The 12,763-nt window shown below is 38.3% G+C and carries 12 protein-coding genes and 1 tRNA gene; 2 read left to right on the top strand and 11 right to left on the bottom strand.

Annotated features, from left to right (window positions below; all coding sequences use genetic code 11):
* Positions 1-35 precede the first annotated feature (35 nt).
* The 4 genes from AC4IF5_RS11680 to AC4IF5_RS11665 are packed head-to-tail and all read right to left on the bottom strand — an operon-like array spanning position 36 to position 3,148.
* On the bottom strand, positions 36-854 hold the full coding sequence (locus AC4IF5_RS11680; protein WP_490734687.1) for a phage tail-like protein: 819 nt from the start codon (positions 852-854) through the stop codon (positions 36-38).
* 11 nt (positions 855-865) lie between these two features.
* The gene (locus AC4IF5_RS11675; RefSeq protein WP_490734685.1) at positions 866-1,660 is read right to left on the bottom strand and encodes a phage tail-like protein; all 795 of its coding nucleotides are present in this window, start codon (positions 1,658-1,660) and stop codon (positions 866-868) included.
* Positions 1,661-1,671: 11 nt separating this feature from the next.
* Positions 1,672-2,472, bottom strand: a complete 801-nt coding sequence (locus AC4IF5_RS11670) for a phage tail-like protein (RefSeq protein ID WP_490734683.1) — start codon at positions 2,470-2,472, stop codon at positions 1,672-1,674.
* Between the two features lie 10 nt (positions 2,473-2,482).
* Positions 2,483-3,148: a hypothetical protein gene (locus AC4IF5_RS11665; RefSeq protein ID WP_490734681.1), complete on the bottom strand. Its 666-nt coding sequence runs from the start codon at positions 3,146-3,148 to the stop codon at positions 2,483-2,485.
* A gap of 292 nt (positions 3,149-3,440) precedes the next feature.
* Here AC4IF5_RS11665 and AC4IF5_RS11660 point away from each other — a divergent pair, with 292 nt between their 5' ends.
* Positions 3,441-4,679 carry a site-specific integrase gene (locus AC4IF5_RS11660; protein WP_490734679.1) on the top strand — a complete coding sequence of 413 codons (1,239 nt, stop codon included), beginning with the start codon at positions 3,441-3,443 and terminating at the stop codon, positions 4,677-4,679.
* Positions 4,680-4,919: 240 nt separating this feature from the next.
* Here AC4IF5_RS11660 and AC4IF5_RS11655 read toward each other — a convergent pair.
* The 7 genes from AC4IF5_RS11655 to thrA all read right to left on the bottom strand — a co-directional run bounded on the left by AC4IF5_RS11655 (position 4,920) and on the right by thrA (position 12,067).
* Positions 4,920-4,990 (bottom strand) — tRNA-Cys (locus AC4IF5_RS11655).
* A gap of 58 nt (positions 4,991-5,048) precedes the next feature.
* Positions 5,049-5,558, bottom strand: a complete 510-nt coding sequence (locus AC4IF5_RS11650) for an RDD family protein (protein ID WP_490734678.1) — start codon at positions 5,556-5,558, stop codon at positions 5,049-5,051.
* A 27-nt stretch (positions 5,559-5,585) separates the two neighbouring features.
* A complete protein-coding gene (locus AC4IF5_RS11645; RefSeq protein WP_490734677.1) occupies positions 5,586-6,950 on the bottom strand; it encodes a DUF4403 family protein in 1,365 nt (454 codons plus the stop codon).
* A 31-nt stretch (positions 6,951-6,981) separates the two neighbouring features.
* Positions 6,982-7,350, bottom strand: a complete 369-nt coding sequence (gene folB, locus AC4IF5_RS11640) for a dihydroneopterin aldolase (RefSeq protein ID WP_490734675.1) — start codon at positions 7,348-7,350, stop codon at positions 6,982-6,984.
* Positions 7,351-7,354: 4 nt separating this feature from the next.
* Positions 7,355-8,659: a threonine synthase gene (gene thrC / locus AC4IF5_RS11635; protein WP_490734673.1), complete on the bottom strand. Its 1,305-nt coding sequence runs from the start codon at positions 8,657-8,659 to the stop codon at positions 7,355-7,357.
* A 22-nt stretch (positions 8,660-8,681) separates the two neighbouring features.
* Positions 8,682-9,608, bottom strand: a complete 927-nt coding sequence (locus AC4IF5_RS11630) for a homoserine kinase (RefSeq protein WP_490734671.1) — start codon at positions 9,606-9,608, stop codon at positions 8,682-8,684.
* Positions 9,609-9,619: 11 nt separating this feature from the next.
* Positions 9,620-12,067, bottom strand: coding sequence for a bifunctional aspartate kinase/homoserine dehydrogenase I (gene thrA / locus AC4IF5_RS11625; RefSeq protein WP_490734669.1), 2,448 nt, complete (start codon positions 12,065-12,067; stop codon positions 9,620-9,622).
* A gap of 27 nt (positions 12,068-12,094) precedes the next feature.
* Here thrA and AC4IF5_RS11620 point away from each other — a divergent pair, with 27 nt between their 5' ends.
* Positions 12,095-12,295, top strand: coding sequence for a hypothetical protein (locus tag AC4IF5_RS11620; protein ID WP_490734667.1), 201 nt, complete (start codon positions 12,095-12,097; stop codon positions 12,293-12,295).
* Positions 12,296-12,763 lie beyond the last annotated feature (468 nt).

Here is a 12,763-nt window from a genome sequence, read left to right as displayed (position 1 = left end):
AAAAAAGGTATAAACCAACTATAGTAAGTACCTATCTACTCACCTAAATAAACAAATACATAGGAGCTGAGGTAAGTTGGCATAAACACAATAGGTTGGCTTGCTCCACCTGTAGGTACTGAAAAGGTATGAGTGTGGGCTCCGGCTGTACTCGTGGTTTTGGAAGAAGTCGTAAGGTCATCTACCCTGGGTACATTATTAACTTCATCACCTGTTGCGACACCATTGGCCCTATCGTTATAAGAATGGGTATGGCTGCCGGCAGAGTTAGTGGTTCCCGTAAAACTGACATTCGGTAGATTAGCCTGTGATAAAACGATATTTGCATTGCCTCCCGTACTTCCGGAGGTTTCACTGCTTGCTTTTGCCTTCAGGAACTTGTTGGACGTATCGGGAAGATTTGTTAGAAAGCCAAGTGATACCGCATTTTGTGCAGCGCTACTCCCTAAAGTGGAAACATTTCTTCCATTCAGCAGGTACCATCCGTCATGATCTGAATTCATTGCACTGTATTTTATATCTCCCACATCCGGTTTATTGTTAGACCTTAAACGAAGCCATTGCTGCCCGTTGTTATAATACAGTCCGGGATAGATGTAATCTGCTGCTGTTCCTGAGTTGGCTGTATTATATACCAGCATACCTGCCACATGATTGGTTAATGGCAGAGGAGAAGCAATAGATTGTAACGGGAGTCTGGGCAGAATCAAACCCTTATTGGCGTTCATGCTTTTGAGCTCTAAAATAATTTCACTTTCAGAAGTAGGTTGTGCATCATGACCGTCAGTAATTAAAACCTGACAATATGATAATGTTGATAACAACAATAAGATGGTTACATAAAAACTCTTCATAATTTTGCTTTTTAATTTCCTAAATAAATAAATGACTGTACACTCCAAAATGAAGGTTTAAGATTAATGGGAGTTCCACTACCTCCGGTTGGGATTGTAACGGTATGGGAATGGTTCCCGGCACTTCCTGTTGTTCTGGTTTCTCCATTTATATCCGTATGGCTGTTAATTCCGGATCCGGACCTGTTATGCCACATCGTGGCTCCTCTGTCAATATAAGTGTGATTATGTCCTCCGGCGCTGGCAGTAGTCCCTGTATAAGTTACATTAGGTAAATTTTCTCTTGTTAATGTAAATGATTCGTTTCCTCCGGTTTGTCCGAAATTTTCGGAAGAGTTAATCCCCTTGAAGAACATATTGGCCATATTGGGTAAACTTGTGGCAAATCCTAAGGCTATTGCATTTAATCTTGCCTTTTCGGGTAATGTTGATACATTCCTGCCGTTCATAATATACCAGCCGGAATGATCCGTATCGATAAGGCCCTGCTTTATGTCTCCCACTTTAAGGTTTTCGGTGTCTGACTCAATTTTTAACCATAAAGAACCGTCATTATAATATACACCTGGGGTAACGTTGGCGACAGTTGCCGAATTGTATATCAGCATTCCGGCAATATGACCGGACATCGGTGAAGGGAGGGCTGTTTCTATTAATTTAATATTATCCAGTAAAAACCCTTTCTGATTTCCATTCGTTAAATCCAGTACAGCACTGCTATTGGGGTTGGTATTTCCCATACTAACCTGTGCAGACAGGAATGTGCTGATGCTGATTAAAAGTAGAATTATTTTAAAATTTTTCATAAATATTTATTTTAAATTCCTAAGTAGATAAACATATTTGCTGTAACGTAAGGCGGAGCATAATTTATAGGACTGTTTGAACCTCCTGAAGAAACACTGAGGGTATGACTATGAGCTCCCGCACTGTCTGTATTATAGTTGCCATTTCCTGAGTTAGAAATGGGGTTGTTGCTACCGGAGGCAGAAGCTGCGGTAGCGGAAGAATTGTCTGTGTATGTATGGGTGTGAGCTCCCGTAGCGTTGGTAGTCCCTGTAAAATTTATATTGGGAAGATTTGCCCTTGAAAGAACAACAGCTCCGCCACCTGTGATTCCTGTATTTTCACTGCTTAATTTGGTTTTCAGGAAACGGTTTTGATTGTCGGGTAATGATGAAGCGTATCCCAGGGTAATAGCACTGTTTTTTGCTACTGAGGATAAGCTGTTAATACTTCTTCCGTCTAATAAATACCATCCGTTGTGATCTGAGGATTGGAATCCATATTTCACATCACCTATTTTTTTACTTTCAGCAGCCATTGGAACCCATGAAGTGCCATCATTGTAATACAATCCTGGCTGCACGGCATTATCTGCTGTTCCTGAGGTTGATGAATTATAAACAAGAACTCCTGCTCTGTGAACAGTCATGGGAGCGGGAAGATTCTTTGCCTGTAATTCCAACTGAGGCAGGAGAAAGCCTTTATTGGTGCTAAATAGTTCGAGCAGCGCATTTGAGTCGGGTGTGCTTGTGCCAATTCCCACTTGCCCGAAATAGAATGTAAAGGGCAAAATCATTAGAATGGCAGGTAATATATTTTTGTATTTATCCATTTTTTAGTTTTTAAATTGTTCGTAATATTTTATTCTGAATGTTTGTGTGTACCATTAAAGGCGGAGGCCTTATTTTAAATGCTTTCAAATAAGAATATATCTTTTGGCTGCTCCTGGTATAAGAAATTGTACTGCTTTCAATAAATTTTTTAATCAGCGGATCTGTTTCTGCCTGGTTGAAGATTGCTTTATCGATACGGGAGGTAACAGTGAATGAAAATGACTTTTCATAATAGTAAATAACGGATGAGGGAGTTCCGGATTCTTTAGAAGCCAGTATATTTGAAGAAGGATATGTATTGGTTTTATTTTTACTATTGACCTTCCGGACCTGTTTTGATTTTTTTAATTTTGCTCTTTCAGGTTTGCTCTTTAGAGATGGGGTGTGTGAATTTCTGGTATAAATCAATTCCGGACCGTGAATATATTCCGGATTCCGGATTAAAGTTCCTTCAACTATGTGTACTTGTATGCGTTTAGAACTTTCTTTTTGTAATGTTAAATGCTCAGGAATAGCAGAACCTCTTTGAATAGAATCCCTATTATTCTTCCCGTTGAGAGTCGTGGGGATAGCGGCTGAAGTATAGCAGGACAGATATAAAAGCAAGAACAACAGTAAGTTTCTGTTGCTCTTATAAGCAAAGTGCCTATAGCTATTATATTCTTTTTTTATCATGTGTCTTTAGAATCGTAATAGTCTTCATTAGACTATTTTTTAACTTATTGATTTATAAATTAGTAGGTTTTGTAAGCCCTGTCGATCCATTAAAGTATTTGTGATGTATTTGTTTTCAGAAGAGGGTTTGTAAATGCCAGCTTATTTGATTCCCAATATTTTCTTTTCCAGTGTATTAGAATTTTGCTACTTCAGAACTTTTTATATATCTTTGCTCAAAGAAGTAGTCTAATGAAGACTACTTTTATTATGTTAAATTCGTTGATTATTAATATCCTAAAATTTTAACGAAATGACATTTGAATTCTTTCTGCCGGAAACCGGGACCTTAAAAAACATCCATCTTAGCCTTACCGATACACAAATTAATAAGACTTTTACTTTCAGAACTTCTTTGCGAATCCACGCTGAAAATTGGGATATGGAAAAGCAACGTCCTGTTAATATTTATCTTAAAAATTTTAAGCGGTTAAACGCTAAATTGGATGTACTGAAAAAGCAGCTGGCAGAGCATATTCGTGAAAAACGTTTGAAGAAAAAACAAATTCAACACCGGCCTTTGTCAATACTTGTTAAAACAATTTGTGCGGGACATTCTCCAGAATTATACGACAATTCTTTGCTGTACTATATGCAGAAGTATATTGAGGCTAAAAAAGAACTGATCTGCCATTCAACCTATAAACGATATAAAGTATTTTTTCATTTGCTAGAACGTTTCGAAGGTTTTTTATGCAAGAGGCTGTATTTAGACGAAATCAATTCTGATTTTATAAAAGATTTTATGATTTTCGGAAGGGAAGAAGAATATAGTGACAACACCATTTATCGGACTATTCATTTTGTGAAAACGATATTGAATTTTGCGGAACGGAAAGGAATAAGAACTGCTGTAAGAGAACTGGAGATACGGAGAGACAGGCAGGATAAGGAAATCGTAACGTTGACTGAAGGAGAGATATTGCAAATAAAAAATACAGAAGTGCCTGAAGAGCTGAGGGCCACTAAAGACTGGCTGCTTATTAGTTGCTATACAGGGCAACGTTTTTCGGATTTTATGAGTTTTTCAAAAGAACAATTGATAAAAATAAATAATAAGGCCTGTATCAATTTTACACAGCAAAAAACACATAAAAAGATTTTGCTCCCATTGCATCCTGTTGTTCTTCATGCTATCAACAGGAATAATGATGATTTACCGCCACGCCTGGATATTCTGCACTATAACCAGGGAATTAAGAAGATTGCCAGACTAGCTAATATTACAAAAACAATTAAGGCAAGAAAAAGAATTGGACACAGAGTTAAATCGGTTTTTATAGAGAAATGTGAAATACTGACCAGTCACATTGGCCGGCGAAGTTTTGCCACCAATTTTTACGGGAAAATTCCTACTCCATTACTAATGGATGCTACCGGGCATAGCTCAGAGCAGATGTTTCTAAGGTATATCAATCCAGTTGATAAGGAAAGGATTTTGAGCTTAAGTACTTATTTTGATAAAATGTATGAGGAAAGGGCAGTGTGCTGACTTTCCGGACTATAAAAATAACTTATAATGTAAGGCTTCAATAGGTATGATGAAAGAGAGCTTAAGTCATATCTGCCCTTGTATTGCTTTTTTCCAGGCAAAATGCAATAACCATGTCTTTTTTCTAGCGAATTTTATGCCCGATCCGATCCGTAAGTCGTTATTTTTTGTAATTATAGATGCAAAATAAAAGCCTTTCTATAAATTACTGAAATTCAGTTTTATATAGAAAGGCTTTAGAGGTACCTAGCGGATTCGAACCGCTGTAGATGGTGTTGCAGACCACTGCCTAGCCACTCGGCCAAAGTACCATTTTTACCATTTTTGAGGTGTGCAAATATAGCAAAAATTCTTTATGAACAAAAGTTTTTAAGCAATTTCTTTCGCTCCAAGGCTGTCTATCTCGCTTTTTGATTGAATTTCAGCACTATATTTTTTCATGTCTACAACCCTTGTTTCACTCCATTTATCATGCCATCCGTTTTCTCCTAAAAAAGAAAGGGCATCAAACGGAACAAGTCTGGAAATATTCCGGATAACATAATCATTGAAGGTAGGTTCTGTGCCGTCTATACAAATAACTTTACTTCCTGTAATATACTTACCTACGGACCTTCCTTTGGTAAAATATTCTATAAGAAGCGTGTATATGAAATATACTGTAGAGGTTATCAGTATATCAGTAAATTGATTCGCTTCAGAAATTTTGTGACTAATATTGATGAAAAAGTCAATATCTGCCAACTTATATAGTAAAGACGAAATAAATCCAAAAATAAAAAATAGGGAAATGAGAACAATTCTGTCAATAAGAAAATTCGCAAATCTCGTCCATTTTTGGGATCTGTTTCTATCTACAATTATTAAATATTTTCTCATGGTTGAAATATTAGTTTTTGTTTCATTTTAAAATCCACTTACAAACAGCTGTAATGAGGCATTGGTGTCAATAACGGCCGTGATTCCCGTGTTGCTGAGCAGAATTTTACTTGGCTTAAGGTTGAATACTTTTCCATTCATCTTTAATCCTTTATAATATTCTTTATTAAAGGCATCTTCAATGCTTTTCCTGGAAGTTTCCTCCAGTTCCTGAGTGGGAATTCCATATTCCTCTTCAATCATTTTCACGATCTTTCCCTGAAACAGCATTGAGGCGGTCTTGTATAGAATATTGGCTGTTTTTAATTTAAATTTGGTATCTGACAGCACGATTTTCCTTTTGGCATCATCATACACCGGAATCCCGGAAATGATGGAAGTTCCTTTTATATAGCCATCCGTTTGAGCCTCAATGATGACTCTGTTATCAACACCATAGACCCTGATGTCTGTTACTTTCACTTTAGAATCCCGGATATCAAATTCTTTATTTAAAAAAGTTTTTCTTGCCATATTACTAGCTTCCGTAAAAGGAATATTAGCTGTAGTCTGCAAAATAAACTTATCGGCAACAACAGGAGTAGAGCTAAAATTGGCAACGGCCGTTACCGGGGAAGATGCTGCAGGCTTGCTTCCGGTAAAGGTTTCGGAATAAATATCAACTCCAAGAGTGGCATTGATCTGGTTGGCATAGAATTTCAAAGGGGTAATATTGACTCCGACAGGGCTTACCTTCAGCCAGGTATTATATTCTTCTGAAATATTGAACGGCTGCAGGAAAGTATTCCACGCCATCAGAGCATACTGTTGAAAATTCAGCTGAGTGGCCATTTGTTGATCTATGGTTTTACAGAATTTTTCCTGTTGTTCCTTTAGGCTTTTTTCCACAAAAGAAGTGATAGGAATCTGGATTTTCCCATAGTCAAGTACGGGTTTTGTTACCCATCTGAACCCGTTAGGCTGTGTATTGGTAATAATCGTCCAGTTATTTTTAAAATTAACAGTTGTATTAAAGGACATTACTGTCTCAAAGGTTGTATTCTGATAGGTGTATACTCCCAAAGTTCCGATCCCTTTTTCCGCCCAGATCTTTAAAGGCACTTCGATCAGCAGGTTCTGGCTGGTACCGCCTACAAGCCGGATCGGTCTGGTTTTCCATACCTTTACTTTAAACTGATCGTTATTATTATCAGTATAGGAATCATCCTGGTAGATCAGATCTTTTACAGAGGCATTGATCATATTGCTTAATTCCGAAAGCGGAATTGTTACCGGCATTGTAATGCTGGACTTGATCTTGGGAAAATTATAGGTTGCCAATTGATTATCAACGCTGCTTTGTCCGAGAGCATTGATAAAGATTACTAGAAATAATATTTTAAAGAGTTTCAATTTTTTATGTTTTTATGAACGAAAATAAAGTTTAATTCTCCGGCTTAAAGCTTTTCTCCAGCTCAATACTGGCGCCTTTCATTTCTCCCTGCATTGGGGGAGCGGTTTTGGTGATTTTTAATTTAATATAATCGATCTGTGGAAAACGGCTGTGAATTTTTGCAATGATTCTCCCCGCCACATGTTCCAGAAGCCTGGATTTTATTTTCATTTCCTGGTGGAGGATCTCATTGATGTCTGCATAGCTTATGGTATCATGCAGATCATCAGATCCGGCGGCTTTCCACAGATCGGTATGAAGCTCTATATTCAGAATATAGTAAGTTCCAATGATATTCTCTTCAGGAAGAACACCATGATAGGCATATATTTTTACATCTTCAAGATATATTTTGCTCATCGTTTCAAATTTTATAAAGCAAAAATCGTTTTAATTCTTCAAAATCTGAATTTATTTCAACAGTTTTTTTCTCCTTTTTCATCAGGTCATTCAGGGATTCCGGAATTTCTATGGGAGTACGGGTTGCTTTTTCTACGGCATCAGGAAATTTTACCGGATGTGCAGTTCCCAGAATAAATCCTTTTTTACCGGGATTTTCTTTCAGATATTGGTCCAGAGAAGCAAATGCTACAGCGCTGTGGGGGTCCAGAAGATAGCTGTATTTTTGATATACCTCCGTAATGGTGTTCATGGTTTCATGATCATTAATGGTGTAGGCTGATATTGTATTTTTTAAAGAATTAAACTGATGCCCAAAGAGTTCTAAAATCCTTACAAAATTACTGGGATTCCCCACATCCATTGCATTTGATAGGGTAGGTACGGCTTTTTGCGGCTGAAAATGTTGGGTTTCCAGATAATCAGGGATGATACGATTGGCATTACAGGCTGCAATAAAGTGCTCTGCGGGAAGGCCTCTGAAGTGTGTCAGCAGCCCTGCGCAGATATTTCCGAAATTTCCACTGGGAACACAGATCACCGGATTTTCATTTTCCTGCTGAAGCCATTGCTTATAGGCCAGCAGGTAATAGATCTGCTGAGGGAGCCATCTTGCTACATTGATCGAGTTGGCAGAAGTCAAAAGCAGTGCTGTATTGATTTCCTGATCTGCAAATGCCAGTTTGACCAGATTCTGACAATCATCAAAACTGCCATTCACTTCCAGCGCTGAAATATTTTCTCCAAGGGCAGTAAGTTGTTTTTCCTGTACCGGACTTACCCTGTTCTTAGGATAAAGAATGACCACATTAATGTCCGGAAGTTTATAAAATCCATGAGCAACAGCTCCCCCCGTATCTCCTGAAGTAGCCACAAGGACAGTAACCTTTTTCTGCTGATCTTTCAGAAAGTAAGAGAGACAGCGGCTCATAAATCTGGCTCCAATATCTTTAAATGCTAAAGTAGGACCATGAAACAGTTCCAAAATGGATATTCTGTCATTGATCTTTACAAGCGGGATTTCAAAATTGACCGTTTCAGAAACGATTTCCCACAATATTTCTGATGGAATCTCATCTCCAACAAAGTCCTTCATACATCTGTAAGCAATGTCTTCATTGGAGAACATAGACAGGTTCTGAATAAAATCTTTATCAAACCGGGGAATGCTTTCCGGAAAAAATAATCCTTTTTCTTTTCCCTGTCCTTTTATTGTGGCATTTCTGAAATCAATTTTTTCCAGATGATCTTTTAAATTATAATATATCATTTTCGATTGGAGTAATTAATGGTTAAGATTCTTCGACAATTTCAATACCGGAAGGATTGATCTTGGAAACATATATAAAACTTTCAATTCCGATTTTATCATAGACTGATTTCATCAGCCGGGCAATTTTTTCTGCGGTTTCTTTTTTCTCTGCTAACATAAAGACAGAGGGCCCCGACCCGGATATTCCCCCTCCCAAAGCTCCGGTTTCCAGACTCATTGATTTGATCTCATCAAATTTCGGAATTAAAATACTTCGGACAGGTTCTATAATAACATCATTAAGGCTTCTGCCAATCAAAGGAATATCATTTTTCTGGATTCCGGCTACAAGCCCGGCAATATTTCCCCACTGTTCAACCGCACTTTTCAGCGTGATGCTTTTCTTTAAGATCTGTCTTGCATCCGAAGTCTTTACTTCAACCTGCGGATGTACTGCTGCTACAAATAAATCGGGACAGTTCAATGGAATGATATCGATCGGCTCCGTTGATTTTACCAGTGTAATTCCACCATAGATGCAAGGCGCTATATTGTCTGCATGCCGGACACCGGAAGCTAGCTCCTCTCCGAACATGGCAAAATGGATCATTTCTTCTTTTGATAAAATATTTTTTAACAGGATATTGGCTCCGAAGGCGGCTCCTGCGGCACTTGCCGCACTGGAGCCGAGCCCGCTTCCGGGTTTTATATGTTTACGAATAATGACCTCAAAACCATTGGTTAATTTAAGATGTTCCCGGATTTTCAGCAGCACGATGCCGGCAACATTTTTAGAGGGTTCTTCAGGAAGTCCGAATGGATCTTTATGCCTGATGATGATTTCCGGAGTATCCAGTAATTTGAGTTCCATTTCATCATAGGGTTCATGTACTGCCATTCCCAAAATATCAAATCCACAGACCAGATTGGCAACAGTAGCGGGGACTTTTAATCTTATTTTTTTCATAATTTTTATTTTTAAATGGAACGTATAATATCTGCAAATACTCCGCTGGCGGTTACTTCAGCTCCGGCTCCGGCACCTTTTACTACCAAAGGCTGTTCTGAATATCTCAGTGTCCTGAAAATAACAATATTGTCTTTACCGTAAAGATGAAACAGATCGCTGTCAGAAGCTACATGCTGAAGACCTACTTTTGCTTTTCCGTCTTTAAACTCTGCCGTGTATTTTAATATTTTACCATTGCTTTGAGCACGGTTCAGCAAGCTTTTAAAATGCTCTTCATATTGAGTAAGTTTATCGTAAAAGTCCTCTACGCTTCCCTGCATGCATTCTTCCGGCAGAAAACTGATATTTTCAATATCCTCAAACTGGAGAGGATATCCGGCTTCCCGGGCGAGGATCAGAATCTTTCTTGCTACGTCGGTTCCGGACAGATCAAGCCTTGGATCAGGCTCTGTATATCCTTCTTTTTGTGCCTGGGCTACCACTTCAGAGAATGTTTTGCTGCCGTCATAATGATTGAAAACAAAATTTAAAGTTCCGCTCAGTACTGCCTGAATGGAGATGATCTTATCACCACTTTTGATCAGGTCATTGATGGTTCCTATGACAGGAAGTCCCGCTCCTACATTGGTCTCAAAATAGAAACTGCGGTTGTGGTTTCTGGCAGTGCTTTTTAAAGCTTTATACTGATCAAAATCTGAGGAAGCCGCAATTTTGTTGCAGGCTACGATATCAATGCTTCTTTTCAGTAAACTTTCATACACTTCGGGAACCTCAGAACTTGCCGTAACGTCAACAAATACTGAATTCCTTAAGTTTCTTGCGATAATTTCTCCTGCAAATTCCCGGACGGAAGCTTTTTCACTTTGTTCCTTCCAGTTGAGGTAGCTTTCGAAAGAAATTCCCTGGTCTGAAAACATCATATTACGGCTATTGGAAATTCCTGCAATTCTTAAATTGATGGAGAAGTTTTCCTGCAGATAGGCGTTCTGGTCATAGATCTGCCGGATCAGCTTTGAACCTACATTTCCGATGCCGCAGATATAGAGGTGAATTTGTTTTATTTCTGATTCAAAAAATTCTTCGTGAAGTACATTTACTGCTTTTTTGCTGTCCTTTTCTGAAATGACAATACTGATATTTCTTTCAGAAGACCCTTGTGCTATAGCTCTTATATTGATTCCGTTATTGCCCAGGCACCCAAACATTTTGGCGCTTACCCCACTTCTGCTTTTCATGCTTTCTCCAACCAAAGCGACAATAGAAAGGCCGGTTTCAATCTTCACAGGATAAACTCTTTTCAGATTGATATCATCTGCAAAGATTGTGTTGATCGCATTTTCTGCACGGAAAGCCTCTTTTTCGCTGATTGCAATCGTAATGGAATGCTCTGATGATCCCTGTGTAATAAGAATGATATTGATCTTTTCCTGGCTTAGACATTGGAATAATTTTGCTGAAATTCCCGGAATTCCTACCATTCCGCTGCCTTCTAAAGTCAAAAGAGCAATTTGGCTCATATTGGAAATTCCTACTGCGATCTGCTGTTTTTCATGATCTGCTTTTACGTGATGAGAGATCAGGGTTCCCTGTGCTTCAGGAGCAAATGTGTTTTTAATGAAAAGATCAATATTCTTTACCATGACAGGCTGAATGGAAGGCGGATAGAGTACCTTCGCTCCAAAATGGGAGAGTTCCATTGCCTCATGGTAAGAGATTTCTGAAATAGGTTTGGCATTGGAGGCCAGACGTGGATCTGCGGTCATCATTCCGCTTACATCGGTCCAGATCTGCAATTCCTCTGCATGAATGGCAGCGGCAATAATGGCAGCGGTATAATCTGAGCCACCTCTTCCTAATGTGGTTGTATTATTTTTTTCGTCACTGGCTATGAAGCCGGGTCCAATAATGATGGGGTTATGATGTTGATTCAGATAACTTTTTAAATGATTTTCAGTGCTGACAAAATCTACTCTTGCCTGGGTAAAATTGCTGTCTGTTCTGATCAGCTCCGCAGTGTTCATCCATAAACAGTCAAGCCCTTCATGCTGAAGCCTGGCTGCAATAATGCTGGACGAAAGAAACTCTCCATAGGAAGCGATTTTATCTTTGATTTTACCGGTAAGTTCACCTAAAACGGAAATTCCATTGTAAATATCTTCCAGATCATTAAAATGTTTTTTAACAAAACTTAGCAGGGAACTTTGTGCCAATACAGGAATAAGTTCTTTGACAAGGCTGATATGTTTTTCTTCAAGGTCCTGAACGATCCTGACATAGGTTTCATCTTTAGCGGAAGCGTATTCCGCTGCTTTGATCAATTGATCAGTGACACCTTGGAGTGCAGACACGATCACAACAACTCTGTCTTTTGAAGATTCCTTCTTTATAATATTTTCCACCAGCAGGATATTCTGGGAATGGGCGACTGATGTTCCGCCGAATTTTAAAACTTTCATCAATTATTTATTTGAAGTTGGGTAAAAATGAAGTGCTTACTCTTCGAAAAAAGAGTACAGGTACCGGAAATAATATGTGAAAATTTACCCCGCTATGGGGTAGTTGTTGTAGTTGTGAAAGCAGAAACGGAAGATACTCCTGAAATAGGTAATTTCAGGATAGAAATATCAGATATGTTTCTTAATACATTCATTATAATGAAACAAATGTATAAATTATTTGGATAAAAAAAGCTTTTAAACGGAAAATTAACATTTTCATTTTTTATATCAATATAAATAAAACACCTTGATGCTACTTATTGAAGATGGGGACATGAAAAATGATCTGCATTTTTGCTGAAAATATGCAGAGATACGAAATAACATTACACTTACTGAACAATTGCTTACACTTATTAGGTTGGGCTTTTTTTTATGACTTATGATTCTCATTTTTGAACAACAAATTCTATATAAGCGGTTTCCGAAAAGCTTGAGAGTAGGAGTAATTAAAACCAGTATTAATATGAAAATGCTAAAAAAATTATCAAGATCAAATTTAATGGTGATCAATGGAGGGGCATGTCCCGGGGGCTGCCCTTATCCTCCAGGAACAGGCTATGGACCAAGTAATGGTTCCCGCACCTGTGCCGCTTATCTGGCATTATCCACCTGCTGCCAAAATCAGTCATTTTTAGAGGTGTCGTGTGCCGG

It is taken from the genome of Chryseobacterium sp. UF-290 (assembly GCF_058245615.1).
This window is presented reverse-complemented; position numbering and strand designations above follow the sequence as displayed.